Source organism: Photobacterium sp. GJ3 (genome assembly GCF_018199995.1).
Classification (GTDB): domain Bacteria; phylum Pseudomonadota; class Gammaproteobacteria; order Enterobacterales; family Vibrionaceae; genus Photobacterium.
On record NZ_CP073578.1, the window covers coordinates 1,072,167 to 1,089,787 of the forward strand.

General features: G+C 47.7%; 3 protein-coding genes. All 3 read left to right on the plus strand.

The genetic code is table 11. The annotated features are described in order from the left end of the window. The first annotated feature begins 18 nt into the window (after positions 1–18). The 3 genes from KDD30_RS04845 to KDD30_RS04855 are packed head-to-tail and all read left to right on the plus strand — an operon-like array spanning position 19 to position 17,578. A complete protein-coding gene (locus KDD30_RS04845; protein WP_211647645.1) occupies positions 19–1,494 on the plus strand; it encodes a phosphopantetheine-binding protein in 1,476 nt (491 codons plus the stop codon). Beyond that, complete coding sequence (locus tag KDD30_RS04850) at positions 1,494–16,802, plus strand: non-ribosomal peptide synthetase/type I polyketide synthase (RefSeq protein ID WP_211647646.1); 15,309 nt, start codon at positions 1,494–1,496, stop codon at positions 16,800–16,802. Before KDD30_RS04845 ends, KDD30_RS04850 begins: the two co-directional genes overlap by 1 nt. Beyond that, on the plus strand, positions 16,763–17,578 hold the full coding sequence (locus tag KDD30_RS04855; RefSeq protein ID WP_211647647.1) for a thioesterase domain-containing protein: 816 nt from the start codon (positions 16,763–16,765) through the stop codon (positions 17,576–17,578). The genes KDD30_RS04850 and KDD30_RS04855 overlap by 40 nt, the downstream gene beginning before the upstream one ends. Positions 17,579–17,621 lie beyond the last annotated feature (43 nt).

Below are 17,621 nucleotides of genomic sequence, written 5' to 3' on the forward strand. Positions count from 1 at the left end.
CCCGTGCTTGTAGCTTATTTGATTGAAGAGAAAGAACAACCAGTTCCGGTTTATGATGACAATAAAGATAGATTCATTCTGGAACAAAGAGGGATAGCCTCGACGGGTACGGTGGCTCATCAGCTGTCGCATGACCTTCGTCAGGACGACTACCTGATCCGTAAAAGCTATCGGAAATTTGCGGATTTACCGGTTGAATCATCCAGCATTCAGCGCGCACAGGAACATGTGCTGATGCAGTCTCAGTATTGTTTCTCCGCACAAGGAAGAACCGCGGTCTGGGAAGATTTGGCATATCTATTGTCGGCATGCGCTGCATTCACCATACCCGACCGAGCCCTGCCGAAATACCGCTATCCTTCTGCGGGTAGTACGTATAGTGTCCGGACTCAGGTTGGTGTTCCTACAGGGGCAGGTCTAGAGGACTACTATTATTATCAGCCGATCAACCAGACACTTCATACACTGACGCAGTCGGGTTCCGGGGCAAACTGTCCCTATATTGACTTCGTGATTTGCTGGGACGCAATTGTTCCTGTTTATCATGAAAGGGCAAAATCTCTGGCATTAAGAGAAGTCGGCCATATGCTGTCGTTACTGACCGGAAATTGTGCTGAATCGGGGATAGGATATCATGTGGAAGTCTTTGAGCCTGAAGATGGCGTTACGCAAACTTTAGCTTGCCGGATCTACCTTGAGTTCTCTAATGAATCAACGTTAAAACCTGAAATAAATATGGCCTTTATGAAACGTGATGGTCGTCAGTTTCAGGACCAGACAGGCGCTGCTGTGTATGACTTAGACGCGCAGTCCGTCTTTCTAAAATCGTCTGATATAAACCACATCATGAGCAACGCGCACGGTTTAATTCAATTAGAAGGTGAGCATTCAGCGTTGAATTATGTTTATTCAGGCTGGCTATTCCAGCGGCTTGGTGATGCCTTCATCGCTCAGGATATTGCAAGTTGTATGCTTGGTATTTGTTTGAATGAACAAAACCTGTATATGATGGCTATCGGCACTATCCGCAGAGAAGATAAATTGGTGAGTGATGTCACGGCAGAGGTGGCACCACTAAACACCGTGATCCGTGAACAACTGGCCCTGAGTTTACCTGAATATATGTTGCCTCAGCAGTGTATCGTCTTGCCGGAATTACCTTTATCGCCGAATGGAAAAGTTGATTTATCCCGGTTACCGAAAGTGGTCATTGAGAGTCAGATCAAATTGCCGTCGACCGAGATAGAAAAGCGTATTTGTGAAATCTGGGCTCAAATATTAAACCGAAATCCGGATGAAATTGATTGTGAGCGAAGCTTCTTTAACAGCGGCGGAAATTCTTTACTAGCCATGCGTATGGTTCGTCAGTTTGACCAGCAATTGAGTCTGCGAATCAAATTGGAAGATATTTATAACAATAGCTCCGTCTGTGCGATGGCAAAGATAGCAGAAAAACAGAATGGAAATCACGAACGGGAAATGGGAGTTCTGTAATGACATTAGTAAAACTGTTCAATGAATTAAAAAGTCAGCACATTTTTCTCTGGGTGAGCCGTGAGGGACAGTTAGGGTATTCATTCGACAAAGAAATTGGATTTCCAGAAGAAGTTAAGCAGCTGGTGATTCAATATAAAGAAGAACTGATTGAGTTGCTCAGTAATAATCAAATTCAAAGTGAAGAGCAAGCGAAACGAACACCGTATTTAGCGTTAGGAAAAGACCATTGGCCTCGAACCTTGTCTTCGATTCAGCAGGGAATGTATTTGCAGAGCCAAATCGATCATTTGCCATATACGTATACCATTCCATTATTTATCGCATTTCAGGATCTGGATGCAGTGCGTATGCATCAGGCAATTCATGCATTTTTAATGAGACATCCCATATTCTGTCAGGGGGTGAGTGACAATTTAGAATGGCATGCTTTGCCTGTATCGGATTTTGGATGTCCGGTCAGAGAAATCGCGGCGTCAGAGGTCAATGAATATAAAGACAGATTAGCCAAAACAGTTTTTCCTCTTTCAACAGGGCAATATACTTGTTTTGAGTTGTTACATATCACGGAGACAAACCAATGGATACTGGCCTGTATTCATCATCACATGTTTTCTGATGCCTATTCTGTGCCTGTGATTGCGGATGAATTGGCTCGCGCTTATGAAGATGTTGAAGCATATATGCAGGCATCGCCACAACCCGGCTATTTCGATTATTCTGCCTATGAACAGGAAAAAGAAATCGACCCAGCTGAGCATAAATTCAGATCGCAATTGATTTCTCAATTAAATGATGCAGATGTTCCTCAACTCAGAAAGCAATATTCAACGAAAGCACAGAATCATGCTAAACATCTGACCGCAGATTTAAGTGAGGCTGAGTATGATGTTTTGGTCAGTTTGTGCGGGCAGCATAATCTGACGCTCTATCCGCTGCTATTTACACATTTCATCCATGCAATTTCTGTGTATACAGGGCAGAAGTCTTCTTTTCCTGTTGGATTGACGGTTGCAAACAGACCCGAGAGCTTCCAGAGAGCGATCGGGCCATTTATCAGCACATTACCTATCGTGCCGAATCTCGATTTGTCGAAAAGTGTGCTCTGGAATGCGAAAGGGCTGCACCAGCACCTGATTCAATATCAAGCAATGAATGGGTTGAATCTGCAGCAATTGGTCCATGATATCGAAGGCGGCGCACCAAGGTTAAATGAGCTACTTCAAGTTTTATTTACACTCCATAACTTTGATGATTACTCAAGTGACGGGGTTCAGACACAATACGACATTCAGCCCTATACCGATCTGACTGAAAAATTTGGTGTGTCTCTGATCGCGGCTGTGAAATCCTCTGCTTTGTCATTTACGCTGACTTATGCATCCGATATCTATGAGTCTGAGCAGATTGAAGCCATTTTTCATCGTTTTGTGGATTCACTGCGGCAAAGCGATAGTCATGTTTGGCAGGCGCCATTACGTCAGCTTTTCGCTGTCTCTGATCAAGTGACATCTGATTTACTGGATCGCTGGAATAATACGGACTGTGCTTTCTCTGACCAGACACATGTTGCGGCAATTCTTGAAAACCAAGTAGAGAAAACCCCCGATCATTTGGCGCTGATTGATGAGGATACTCGTTTCACCTATCGTGCGCTGAACCGTCGGGCGAATCAGCTCGCGCATTATTTGCGCGATGCTGGTGTCAAGCGGGGCGACTTTGTTGCCTTATGTCTTGATCGCAGTGCAGAGACTGTGATGAGTATTTGGGCTGTATTGAAACTCGGGGCCGCTTACATTCCGGTTGAACCTGATTTTCCTCAAGATCGGATTGAATACATTCTGAAGGACAGTCAAGCGTCTGCTTTAATTATTCATCGTCAGTATGCGCCCGGACTGCATGATTTCAGCCATCAAATGGTGATCATTGATGAGACTGAAACAGAGCAGAAAATTAGCCAGCAGAGTATGGAAAATCTGTGTATCGAGGTGAGTCCGGATGATTTAGCCTATGTCATTTATACCTCCGGTACGACAGGTAAGCCCAAAGGCGTAATGTGTGAGCACAGAGGCCTGATTAACCGGATTGAATGGATGAACAAAGCTTATCCATTGTCTGAAAATGATAGAGTTCTTCAGAAAACCCCATATGTTTTTGATGTTTCTGTCTGGGAGCTTCTCTGGGCGAATTGGTATGGTGCTGCGATCGTGATGGCAAAACCAGGCGGACACAAAGATGCGGAATATTTGATCGACACGATCGAAAAAGAAGAAATATCCGTTATACATTTTGTCCCGTCAATGCTCAATGCATTTTCACAGTCACTGAGCACTTACAATCCGAAAGACGTCAATTTGTCCGGGTTAAAATATATGTTCTGCAGCGGTGAAGCTTTACATCTGTCACACGTGAAAGAAATAAAACAGTTGTTGCCTCATGTACAGCTCCATAATCTTTATGGGCCAACCGAAGCATCCATCGATGTTTTATATTTTGACTGTAATGACCCGGAATTGTCGAAAGTTTTGATTGGAAAACCAATCGATAATATCAAAATCTATGTTTTAGATGATGCATTGAATATTCTGCCTGTTGGCGCCGTTGGTGAGTTACATCTGGCTGGTGTCGGCCTGGCACGCGGATATTTGAATAATGTTTCCCTGACAAATGAAAAATTCGTAGATAATCCGTATCAATCTGAAGCGGATCAACGGTCTGGCAGAAATTCTAAACTGTATAAGACCGGGGATTTGGTTTACCAGCAGTCTGACGGTTCTGTTGTCTATCTTGGCCGGAACGACTTTCAGGTGAAGATTCGTGGATTTCGAATTGAATTGGAAGAAATTGCAGCTTGTCTGGAATTACATCCGCTTATCTCACGGGCTGCAGTTCAGGTTGTACAGGACAATCACCCTTGGCTTGCTGGTTATATTGTTGCAGATCAAAGCTGTAGTGATGCCATGATTCAGGCGTATCTGTCTGAAGCTTTGCCTGAATATATGATCCCAGAGGTTTATGTTCGGTTGCCGTCGTTGCCTGTGACAATCAATGGAAAATTAGATCTCAAAGCCTTGCCGATTCCTGTGCGCCAGGTTTCGGATGTGATTGATGAGCCTGAAAATGAATTGGAAGCTCATGTCCGGGCGATTGTTGCACATTTACTGGGGTACAAAGAGTCGCAACTTGGATGTACGTCAAATCTGTACCAGATGGGGTTAGACAGCATTATGGCTATCCGGCTGGTTAGCCAGATCCGGCAAGCGGCGCTGTTAGAAATCTCTGTAAAGGACGTGTTTGCCTTAAAAAATATCCGGGCAATCTGCCGTTTAGCGGATCAGAAAGTGACGCAGACAGCTTATCAGTCTGAGGAGGGTATTCTGGAAGGCGAGGCAACATTGCTGCCAGTTCAGTCGTGGTTTTTGACTCGTGAATTTCATCAGCCGTCGCATTGGAATCAGGCTTTCTGTATTGATGTGCCAGTACTGGATCAGCGTATTTTAGAAAATGCGCTCAATGCATTGGTCGGGCATCATGATGCGTTGAGATTGCATCTTGATTTGAACCATGGCGATCAACAACCACGTCAGCGGTATAAACCCGTTCAACCTGTCCATTTGATCACTGTGTCACTCAGCGAGCAGACAAGTGCTCAGGAACTGCATGACGCCATGACGGCGTGGCAAAGCCAGTTTGACCTTACGGAAGGCCCGCTTTATCAATTTGTTTATATTGAGGGACTGCAGCCAGATCGGGCGAAGTTATTCTGTAGTTTCCACCACTGGATCATGGACAGTGTGAGCTGGGGAATCATTGTTGAAGATTTACAAGCGCTGTATGAAGGAAGGAAACTGGCGCAAAAACGAACGAGTTACAGGCAGTGGGCAGCGTGTATGGCTCAGTATCCGCAGAACCATGCCGATGAGCTGGTTTACTGGCAGGGTATCATGGAGTCTTATGCTGAGCCAGATTTCAGCCACTTCATGGAAACGGAATTCACGGCTCATCAGGTTCGCTTTTCTGAGGGGGTGACCCGGCATCTGTTGGGGCGTTGCAATCAGGCATTTAACACGCAGATTGATGATATGTTAATCACGGCGGCAGACATTGCGCTCAAGCGAGTGACGAACAACGCGGTGACGCACATGACACTGGAGGGGCATGGCCGTGAATGGATTGACGATGCTCTGGACATCGACCGAAGCGTGGGTTGGTTTACAAGCCTTGCCCCCTATCGTCTGCAGTCTACCGCAGATCTCAAGCAATCATTCATTGGGTGTAAAGAACAGCGCCGAAAGATGCCGTCTAAAGGGGTTGGTTATGGTGCATGGGCACTGCAGGAGGGGCTGCCTTTCCCGCCGGTTTGCTTTAACTACCTGGGGCAACTGGATACGCCAGTTCAAGACGACTCCGTGCACAGTGTTCACTGGCGTTTGTCTGTGTCGGAGACAGGAGAAACGATAGGCAATCGTCAGGATTGGCCGTTCAGCGTGACTATTTTTGGCTATGTGGTTGATGGTCAGTTGTCTGTTGAAGTGAAGTCTTGTCTTGGTGAGGCATTTAATCAGGCTCTATTGAATCACTATGAGTCTGCGCTGAAAGATTTAATGGAACTTTGCGACCAACAATCGACACCTGTTTATACAGCAAGTGATTTCAGTCATATTCAGAGTGAAGCTGATCTCGCACAGTTACCACTACTTCCTCAACCGGATGAATCGCAAGATTTTGCGATGACTGAAATTCAAAAAGCGTATTTGCTGGGCCGGTTAGGACAATATGAAATCGGGAATGTTTCTAATCATATTTATAACGAATATGTTTATACGTCGCTGAATGTAGAAAGATTGGCGTCTGCCATGAATACACTGATTCAAGTGTGTCCGGTTCTGAGAACAGTTTTCGACGAATCGACATTACGTCAACGTTATCTGCCAGCGGATGCGATCGAACCTTATCAGGTCAGAGTCAATGAATTGAACCCGGCTCGGCAGGAATCGGAATTGATGTCGGTGCGAGAAAGACTGTCGCATACTGTTTATGATGTGTCTCGTTTTCCACTATTTCAATTTGAAGTCAGCCGATTGAAAGACCGTGATATTCTCCATGTCAGTATGGATTTAATCTTACTGGATGTACAAAGCCGACTGAAATTATTTACATTGCTGGATAAGTTATACAAAGGCGAAGACATCACTTCAGAACTCCCTGACGTCACGTTTAAAGATTATCAGGACTATACCGAAAACCTGCCGCATACACGCTGGTATGAACATGACAAGGCTTACTGGTTTGAGAAGCTGAAAACGCTGCCATTTCGCCCGAACTTGCCGCTGAAAACAGATCCGATGCGCGTAGATCACCCAACGTTTTCGGAGCATACATTGTATGTTGAGTCAGACATTTGGCAGCAATTTAAACAAAAAGCGCAGGCTTATCATGTGTCTTATTCGTCGGTATTGCTTGCATTATATGGTTATTTAATTGCGCGTTATTCAGGGAGTGATCAATTCCTGATCACGCTGACACTTTTTAACCGTTATCCGGTATGTCCATCTGTTGATGAAATTTTAGGTGATTTTACTTCAACCAACTTATTCCACTTTCAGGATGCGGGCAGCCAAATCCTGGAAACCGTCCGGCAAACACATGATCGGATGTGGGATGATGTAAACCATGCACTCTATAACGGCCTGAATGTGCAAAGAGAGCTGGTGAAGCAGCATCAGCTCGATGCCAATGCTGCCGTTTCACCGATCGTATTTACAGGTGTGGTCGGTCAGCAAACAGATCACTGGGATAAGCAGCGCTTTTTGGATGAGACTGAAATTCGTGAAGAGCGCTATTGGTGCGCGCAAACGTCTCAGGCATGGATAGACCTGCAGGCGGTTGAATCGGGTGATCGCTTTATGAGCAAATGGCTTTATGTCGATCAGCTGTTTGCCCCCGATTTTATCCCGCACCTTAATCAGTGTTACTGCGATTTGATCCGTTACTTGGCAACCCATGAATGGGATCAGGGTTTGTTGCCTGCATATTTGACGACAGTAGATCAGGAAAGTATTCATGCAACGAATGAAGCAACTCAAGCGAGCAGTGAATTCACCCTTCCCGGCCTGTTTGAACAGCAGGCGGAGCGACATGGGAATCGCACGGCTGTCTATGATGAACAGAGCGCAGAATACTATTCATACGCACAGTTGCAGCAGGACAGTGACTATCTGGCCGTGCAATGTGCCGAAATGGATGGTGACTTAATTGCGGTTTTAGCTGAGAAGGGATACAGCCAGCTTTGCGCTTGTCTGGCTGTGATGAAAGCAGGTAAAGGTTACTTGCCACTCCATGTTGACTGGCCGGAAGCCAGAATGAAAGGCGTGCTGGAACAAGCGGGCGTCAGTCAGCTTTTGGTCAGTCAGCTTCAACAGCAGCGGGATTTGACGCTGCTGGGTTCGGTGTCCCAGTGCTGTATTGAATCCGTGCTGTCTCAGTCAGAACCTGTGTCTGTCCCTTTACCACAGGTGCAACCGGATGATGTGGCTTATGTCATCTTTACATCAGGTTCTACAGGGAAACCAAAAGGTGTGACCATCAGTCACCGGGGGGCTGTCAATACTATCCTTGCTGTGAATACCGAATATCAGGTGAATTCGGACGATGCGATTTTTGCGTTGTCTGAGTTGAGTTTTGATCTGTCTGTCTATGACCTGTTCGGAGCGCTTGCTGCGGGAGCGAAGATTGTTTTCCCGGACCAGAACCATGTGAAATCACCTGACTCCTGGCTGGACTTGCTCAATCAGGAACAAGTCACCTTGTGGAATACCGTTCCTCAGCTAGCAGGGTTGCTGGAAGAAGCTGCGGAAGCCACAAAAACTGAAGTGCCTTCGTTACGCTTGTTTATGATGAGTGGGGATTGGATTCCGCTAAACCTGATCGACAAACTGGCGCAGACATTCCCGAATGCGGCACAAGTGAGTCTGGGAGGAGCCACGGAAGGGAGTATCTGGTCGATCTGGTATCCAATTGAATCCAGACATCCGGACTGGACGTCTGTGCCCTATGGTAAAGCCATGCCGAATCAGACCATGCATGTTTTAGATCAACAGCTACAGCAATGCCCGGTTGGCGTCACAGGGGAGATTTTCATCGGCGGGGTCGGTGTCGCATTGAACTATTGGCGCAATGATGTGCTGACAACTGAGCGATTTATTGAGCATCCGATGCTGGGACGCCTCTATAAAACAGGCGATTTAGGCCGTGTTGAACAAGATGGGAACATCATTTTTCAGGGGAGGAATGATTTTCAGGTTAAAGTACGCGGGCATCGCGTTGAATTGGGTGAGATAGAAAGTGTTATTGCTCAGTTTGAAGGTGTTGAACAGGCATTAGTGTTGACACAAAGCGTTGGGAATGATGCATCCGCAACTTATCTGGCAGGTTATTACGTCGCGAAATCATCCATTGATGAACAAGCGTTGCGCCAATTGCTCAGTGACAAATTACCTGAATATATGGTGCCGCGGTTCTTGATTGGTCTGGAAGCGCTGCCGCTGACTGTGAATGGAAAACTTGATCGCAGTGCGTTACCTGTGCCGCATACGGCATCGAAACCAACTTGTGTACTGGCCCGAAATCCGGTTGAGTTGCAATTGTCACAGTTGTGGTCTGGCATCCTAAACCTGCCAGCGGATCAATTGAGTGTTGAGGATGACATTTTCTCGTTAGGTTGCGATAGCGTGATGGCGATCCAGATGGTGGGTCGGATACGCCGGGAAATGCAGATTGAGATCGGATTGCGAGAGCTGTTCACTCATCGCTCAGTCGCTGCGTTAGCAAACTATATTTCCGAGTCTCAGGCTGAAGTTGAACAACCGGAAGAAGCAATAAGTCCGCAGGAACTGACAGGAGATGTTCCGCTGCTGCCTATCCAGCAATGGTTCTTTACGCATGATTGGGCTGAGATCAATCACTGGAATCAAACGGCGATGATTGTCACGCCAGCGCTGTCGTATGAACGATTGCAGCAGGCAGTTGATCGAGTGATTGCACATCATGATGCTTTTGCATTGCGGTTTCATGCCAATCCGCAGGGGGAGTGGCAGCAGCGTTATCAGTCAGAGCCGCCAGTGAGTCCGTATTGTCATTATCTTCATATTTCTGAATTGGCTATAGATGAGAGTCATGCGCAATTCAAGGATTGTCTGACTTCACGACTGGCTGTGTATCAGCAGCAGATCGATCTTTCTCAGGGCCCGCTGGGTGTATTGATTTATCTTGATGGCTTCAAAGACGGGCAGGGTCGGATTTTCATGGCCTGGCATCATTTGATCATGGATACGGTCAGTCAGTCTGTTTTGGTTGATGACCTATATCATGCATATCAGGGTGCGGTTCTGGGTAAAAAAGCATTGAGCTACCGTGAATGGAGTGCATCGGTTCAAGCGATTCAGGTTTCGGATGAACTGACGTCGTTCTGGGAAAACCAACGGCCGCAGGGCGAAAGAACGGCACTTGCCGAATTGGGTGGCGGTAAGAAAACAACCCATACAATTGCGCTGAATGCGGATGTAACCCATGCACTGATAGAAAAATTAAAGCCTTATGGGCTGCAAGTTCAAGATAGTCTGGCATCTGTACTCAGCGGGTATCTGCAACAACTGACCGGGCAACCCACGCACAGTGTATGGTTGGAAGGACATGGCCGTCAGTCGATTGATGGGTCACAGGATGTCTTCAGAACGCTGGGATGGTTCACCACGCGTTATCCAGTACGTTTTACCACGAACCCGGATGCACGGGCGCAACTGATCCAAACCAAGAATTTGCTGCGTTACTGTGCCGATCATAGCCTGGCTTTCGGGGCAGCCTTCCCAACACCATGTACCACACAAGATGGTGTCAGCCTGAATTACCTGGGGCGGGTTGATTCGCAGCAAGGCAGTGAATGGCAACTGGATATTCAGTTCAGTGCTTTGTCGAGCCATCCGGAAAACCCGGCAGAGCATCTGCTGGATGTGGTGTCATGGCTGGCCGATGGTCAGCTGGTTATCCTGGTGAAAACGCATCTGGCATCGCAAACGGCAGCTCAGGTTGCTGCATCGCTCGTCGCTCAGTTGTCCGCGCTGATTGATGATTTACCGGATGAAAATCGTACCTGGCTCACCGCTGCTGATGTGGATTATGTCATCGATCAGCACTATCTGGATCAACTGCAGCAACATCAGGAAATCGAGGCCGTTTTCCTGGCGAACAGTTTGCAACAGGGAATGATTCACCACAGTCTGATGTTTGGTGAGCAGGACTCAGCATACCGGATTGCAGTCCGCTGGGATTATCATGCAGAGGTTAACCCTGAACGACTGCACGCTTCATGGTTGGTGCTACAACAACAGATGTCTTGCCTGCGTTCGCGGTTTGACTGGCGAGGTGAGATCGTACAGGTCATTGATAAAATGGGGAGTTTCCCATGGCGCTATCATGATTTCAGTGGGATGGATAATATTGAGCAGCAACACGCCTTAGAAGAGATTCAACAGCAGGACAAAGCACATCCTTATGATCTTCAGTCCGGCGGCTTGTTCAGAGTGTGTCTGATTCGATTGGCGAAAGAACATTACTGTTGTTTACTCAATGTCCATCATGCCATTCTGGATGGATGGAGCAGCCCTCTCCTCATGTCATCGTTACATGAGATTTATGCAACTTTGGAACAAGGGCAAACGCCAGCTCCTTATCTGGACACGTTCCCGGCGGTACAACGTTACATGCAGCAGCATCAGCGGGATGATCAGACGTACTGGGAATCCTATCTTGACGATGTTGAAGAGGTGCAGCCATTAACGTCTCTGATGAATGCACATCTTGCGAAATCCGAGTTCAGAAGTCATCGTCAGGTCCGGGAGATGCGCAGACACCGTCTGTGCTTTGATCAGGCGCAACTGAACATGTTAACTGAATCGGCTCAGCAGCATGGCCTGACATTAAACTCTCTGTTCCTGTATGCCTGGCATAAATGGCTGGCTCTGTATTCTGGTGCGTCTAAGACGGTTGTAGGTACCGTTATTGCCGGTCGGATGTTACCCGTTTCAGGGATAGAAAATGCGATTGGCATGTTCCTGAATACGCTGCCTGTGAAACATGACCATCAGCATGCCGGCAGCTTTTTATCGCAGATTCAGTCGCTGCAGGATGCCGTGAATGAGGCGAACCATCGAGGGCTGGTGAATTTATCGGAGTTGCAAAAGCACGGGAACCGATTGTTTGATGCGCTTTACATCTTTGAGAATTATCCGGCACCAGCACAGCGAAACGATGAATGGCTTGAGCATGAGTTTGTGTCGCGTGAAGAGCACAGGGATTATCCACTTGCTCTTCAAATTGAGGTCAGTCAGACATCGCTGGATGTATATCTCGACTTCGCGGGTGAATGGTTCTGTTCAGAGAAAATGGCCAGTGCACTGGAGGTTTTGAAAGCGATTCTGTTACAGGTTTCTGACAATCCGCACGTTGGGCATTTAGACTTTCCTTCGATGGTACTGGAAGGGAAACCCATGCGGAATATGATCCCACAGATGCCTGCAGAACGGATGTCGGATGCAGTGCTTTGGCATGCAAGCCAGCAACCGGATACACCTGCTGTGCGTCAGGGAAGCCGCGTGATTAGCTACGCTCAGTTGAATCAGCAGATTTCTGCGATTGCTTATCGCCTGCAAACGGAGTACGGGATTTTACCGGGACAACGTGTTGCGATGCTGATGGCGAAAGAGACGACGGCACTGGCAACGATGCTGGCAATTGGACGGCTGGGCGCAGCCTATGTTCCTTTGTCTGATGACTATCCGGCCGAAAGGATTGCGTACATTCTTGAAGATTGCCAACCGAGTTGTCTGATCACAGATCAGGAGCATGAGACTTTGCTTGAAGCGGTTGCTGTTCCTGTTTTGCAACTGTCAGCATCAATCTTGGGCAGGATGGATGCGCTTCCTCCTGTGATGCAGTCTGAACCAGATCCAGACGCCATTGCGTATGTGCTTTATACCTCAGGCACCACAGGTAAACCGAAAGGGGTCGAAGTCCCCAATCATGCATTGATGGCCACACTGCATGGATTGTGGCAGGCACACTTTGACGGCCAGGCATCTATCAGCACCTATAGTATGACAAACATGGTCTTTGACATTTTCGGTGCTGAATATGGCTTGCCACTCTTGTCCGGTGGCTTGGTGACGCTGGGGGATTATCAGGAAAGCTATATTGATTGCAATGCCTATGATTTTATCCAGTCCACGCCCAGTATGCTGGAATTTACGCTTGAATCGTTTGAACAGGCAGAGCGTTGTGTTCTGATGGTTGGTGGCGAAGCGCTCCCAGGCCATCTGCTTGAGCGCGGACTGAAAAAGTTCTCGAAAGTCATCAATGTGTATGGGCCAACAGAAACCTGTATCTGGTCAACCAGTAAAACTTACACAGCAGAAACAGCACTGGATGAGTTGAGTATCGGCACCCCATTACCGGGCGAGCGCTGTGTCATTTTAGGGGAAGATGGCAAGGTTCTCCCTCAAGGTGCACCGGGTGAGTTGTATATCAGTGGGACGGGGGTTTCTCTGGGATACCTCAATCAGCGAGAACTCACATCGCAACGGTTTGTCACTTTGCCATTCTCTGATGAAATCTGGTACCGGACAGGCGACATGGTTCGGATGAATGAAAATGGTGATTTGGTATACCTCGGTCGTCAGGACGGCCAGCTGAAGGTGATGGGACACCGTATTGAGCGCGAAGATATTGAGCAGGCGATGCTTCGTCACCCTGCAATCAAACAAGCCACCGTTCAACTGATACGAACTGAAAACGCAGGTCAGTCTGAAATCTTGGTTGGATATTATGTTCCTGAATATCAATCAGTTGAACGCGAAAATTTACAGGCTTGGCTTCAGAGTCAGTTACCATCATATATGATTCCGGAGCAATTGATTGCTTTAGAAGCGCTGCCTATCTCAGTAAACGGAAAGTTAAATATCAGGGCACTTCCGGTTCCCAGCTACGAGAATCGTACCGAACCGGCTGGTACGCTGAATCAGAGTCATCTTCCCTTAGCTCAGCAATTACGGGAGATCTGGGAAAAACTGTTACCTGGGAAGCACATTGGACTGGATGATAAATTCTTTTCTCTGGGCGGGAACTCGATTCTGCTTACCCGGATGTATGGTCTGATGCCAGAAGTAATCCAAGCCCAACTGTCGTTGATCGACTTATTCAGGCTGCCAACAATTTCAGCGATTGTGAAGCATCTTGAGCACCTGTCGATGCCGAAAGCAGCACAAAGCAAGGTGCCAGAGAAATCTTCATCTGTCACTGATATTGCGATTGTTGGGATGTCCGGACGTTTTCCTCAGTCTGATTCTCTGGACGAATTCTGGGCGCATTTAAAAGCAGGAACGACGTTCACCACGCACTACAGCCGTGAGGACTTACAGGCGCATGTGCCAGAGGAGCAACTCAGGCATCCCAATTATGTGTATTCACAAAATAAGGTCGATGGGATCGAATACTTTGATGCTGGATTCTTCGGCTATACAGCCAAAGAAGCAAGGATGATGGATCCACAGCACAGGATCTTCCTTGAGTGTGTCTGGCACGCTTTTGAAGACGCGAATTGCGATCCAATGGCATATCAGGGAGAGATCGGTGTTTTTGCCAGTGTTGGTCAGAACCACTATGAGTCGGACTATGTTTTACCATCCTTAGGTCAAGCTGATCTCGCTGACCATTATCAGGTCATGATCAGTAACCAATCGCATTTTCTGGCGACCCGTGTTGCTTATGCCTTGGATCTGACCGGCCCAGCCATGACCATTCAAACGGCATGTTCATCATCTTTGGTTGCGGTGCATCAGGCCTGCCGTGCGATTCAGACGGGTGACTGCCGTATGGCGATAGCGGGTGGTATTTCTCTCGGGCAGCTTGAAAAGCAGGGGTATTTGTATCAGCCGGGAATGATCTTCTCGCCCGATGGACATTGCCGGCCTTTTGATGTCAATGCACAAGGGACGATTGAGGGGCAAGGCGTTGGTGTTGTTCTGCTGAAGTCACTTGCAGAAGCTATTGAAGACGGAGATCAAGTGATTGCGGTGATTAAAGGGACTGCAATTAATAATGATGGTAACCAGAAAGCTGGATTTACTGCACCGAGTGAGGATCGGCAGGCGGATGTGATTCGTAAGGCTATCGCCAGTGCACAAGTGACCCCGGAAGCGGTGTCTTATATTGAAACCCATGGGACAGGCACAAAATTGGGTGATCCGATTGAAGTTGCCGGCCTCTCTCAGGTTCTCTCCTCACCAAGTTCAGACCGAATCTGCCGGCTTGGAGCGCTCAAAGGTAATTTAGGACACTTGGATGTTGCAGCGGGAATTGCGGGATTGATTAAAGCTGCCCTGTGTATCCAGCACAAGACACTGGTACCGACCGTGAATTTTGCTCAGGAAAACCCAGCCTTGAAGTTACAGGCGCGTGGGTTCTCTGTGCAGCAATCCACGGAATTCTGGCCAGAAACGAACGGATTGCGAACTGCTGGCGTGAGCGCATTTGGCATTGGTGGAACCAATGCACATGCAATCTTACAGGAGTTCCCCGAACAGCGTTCAGATGAAGTCTCTGTCATTGAAGCGAGACCTTATTTGTTGTGCCTGTCTGCACCTGATGAAAAAGCTCTGAAGCGGCAGTCTGAGAAGATGGCTGAATTTATCAGAGATGCAGATCCAGAACTTCTGGTGCGCGCGGGTTATACCCTGATGCAATCGAGAAGACGATTTGCGTGTCAGCGCGTTGTCGTTGGGCAGACGCGGGAAGCCGTAATTCATGATCTGTCGATCAATAAACACAGTCTGCGTCCGATGATGGATGAACCTTCTCTTGTCTTTATGTTTCCGGGGCAGGGCTCGCAGTATCCGGGGATGACCGCAGCGTTGTATGAGCACGAACCCGAATTCCGCAATTGGGTCGATGCGTGTCTGGACCTGGTCAACCCGATGCTGACAGCAGCGTTAACTCGCGACGATATTCTGGCGACGAATTCACGCGTACACGAGACAGCGGTGACTCATCCGGCGATGTTTATCTGCGAGTTTGCTTTGGCGAAGTGGCTGATAGCGATGGGTGCAGAACCTGCCGCCATGATTGGTCACAGTCTGGGAGAGTATGTGGCGGCGTGTTGTGCAGGAGTGCTTTCTTTGCCGGATGCGCTGAAATTGGTGGTGAAACGTGGTCAGCTTCTGGCAGATTTACCTGCAGGGAGAATGGTTTCGGTACGTTGCCAGCCGGACGTGCTCATGCCGCTTGTGACTCGTGCCGATGTTGATATCGCGGTGATCAATGAGGATGCGTCTTGTGTTGTGTCGGGTTCACCAGACAAAGTGGCGGCGCTGGTCAAAGTTTTCGAGCAGGAAGAAATCACCTGGCGTGACGTTCAAGTCACCAGAGCGTTCCACTCGGCCATGCTTGATCCCGTGTTAGAGGAGTTCTCCCGTTTGGTAGAGACTGTGCAACTCAACTCGCCGACCATTCCTTATGTTTCCAATCTGGATGGTCATTGGGTTGATGCAGAGCAAGTTTGCCAGCCAGCTTACTGGGTGAAGCACCTTCGACAGACCGTGATGTTTGAAGCGGGTCTTTCCACGTTGCTCAAGACCCAATGGCTTTCAAGTGCCATCTATGTTGAGGTTGGCCCTGGGAAGTTTTTAAGCGGTCTCGTTAAACGGCATCCGGCCAGAAATCAGGTGTCTGTGATTCCTGGATTAGCTGAAAATGCCCCTTATGGATCCTTGATGGCAATGATTGGTCAACTGCATAACTTAGGGGCCAGTATTGACGTACAACGGTTATGGGGATTGAAGCCCGAACACAGGGTGAAATTGCCCGCTTATGCTTTCGAGCGTTCACGTTATTGGATCGGCGACAAAAAGAAGGCTCAGGAACTATGCGCTCCGAAAACGGTCTCGGAGCCCGTCTACCCGGCTGATGGCGATCGGGTTCAGCAAATTTCGGCGATTTGCTGCCATGTTTTGGGGGTAGACTGGGTCGATGCTGATGACGATTTCTTCGAACTCGGCGGTGATTCTTTGATGGCTGTACAGTACAGTGCAAAGGTGATGAATCAGTTTGGTTTAGCTGTTGAATTCATGCAGTTACCGCGTTTGAGTGTGAATGCCATTGTCAATGCCATAGAAACGGCAATGCTGGAGGAAGGGCTGACTCTCAGGGAAGTCTGGTTGCAATGCAGGCAGGGAACCCAGCATATCCAGCGATTTTCCTGATTCATCCAATCGGGGGAGATATTTATTTTTACCGGGACCTGGTGAAAGCCTTACCGAGTGAATATCCGATGTATGCAATCCGGTCGCCGATGCTGACCACTGAGGTTCAGTATCGTTCCTTGGAAGAAATGGCAAACACCTATCTGGAGATGATTGAGCCTTATCTGGGTGGTCTCACCCCAGTGCTTGCGGGCTCTTCTTTTGGCGGAATTGTGGCATATGAAATGGCCATGCAATATAAAGAAAAACATGATGTTTCTTTACCTGTTGCGATGATTGACAGCCCTTGTTATGGCAATTTGCCAGAGAGTATGTCTAGTCTTGAAATTCTTGATTACCTCATGACATTCGGTATGGCGGATATCAAACTGGATTGGAGTCAATACGATTCAATGGATAGTTTGGAGGAAAAAATTGAATATCTTGGTCAAGTGAGTCATGACACAGCATATGAATCTATTCTTTCTGCATCTTTCTTACCTAAGTATTTAAAGGTTTGGGAGTGTAATAATCAATTGATGCAGAACTATGAAGCGAAGGGCTCTGACAGTCATCTGTTATTTTTCTCCCATACGGAAGAGATTCCCGGATTTCCGACCGACCAGGATAAGTTCTGGAAGCGTTTAGGGCATGCCTCTTTCCGTGTTGTGCCGGCTTCCGGCAATCACTTAACGATGAATGGGCCACTGAATTCAGAATTTCTTGCTCGTCATCTCTCACAATGGAGTCAGGATAAATGTGTTGAAATGAGTGAACTTTCAGAGTCGTCATCATAATTGAGAGAAACGATTTGTAACAACGCTGGAGTTGAGGGCAACT

Coding starts and splice junctions, on each gene's coding strand:
- KDD30_RS04850 (WP_211647646.1), top strand. CDS start 1,494: ATGACATTAGTAAAACTGTTCAATGAATTAAAAAGTCAGCACATTTTT.
- KDD30_RS04855 (WP_211647647.1), top strand. CDS start 16,763: ATGCAGGCAGGGAACCCAGCATATCCAGCGATTTTCCTGATTCATCCA.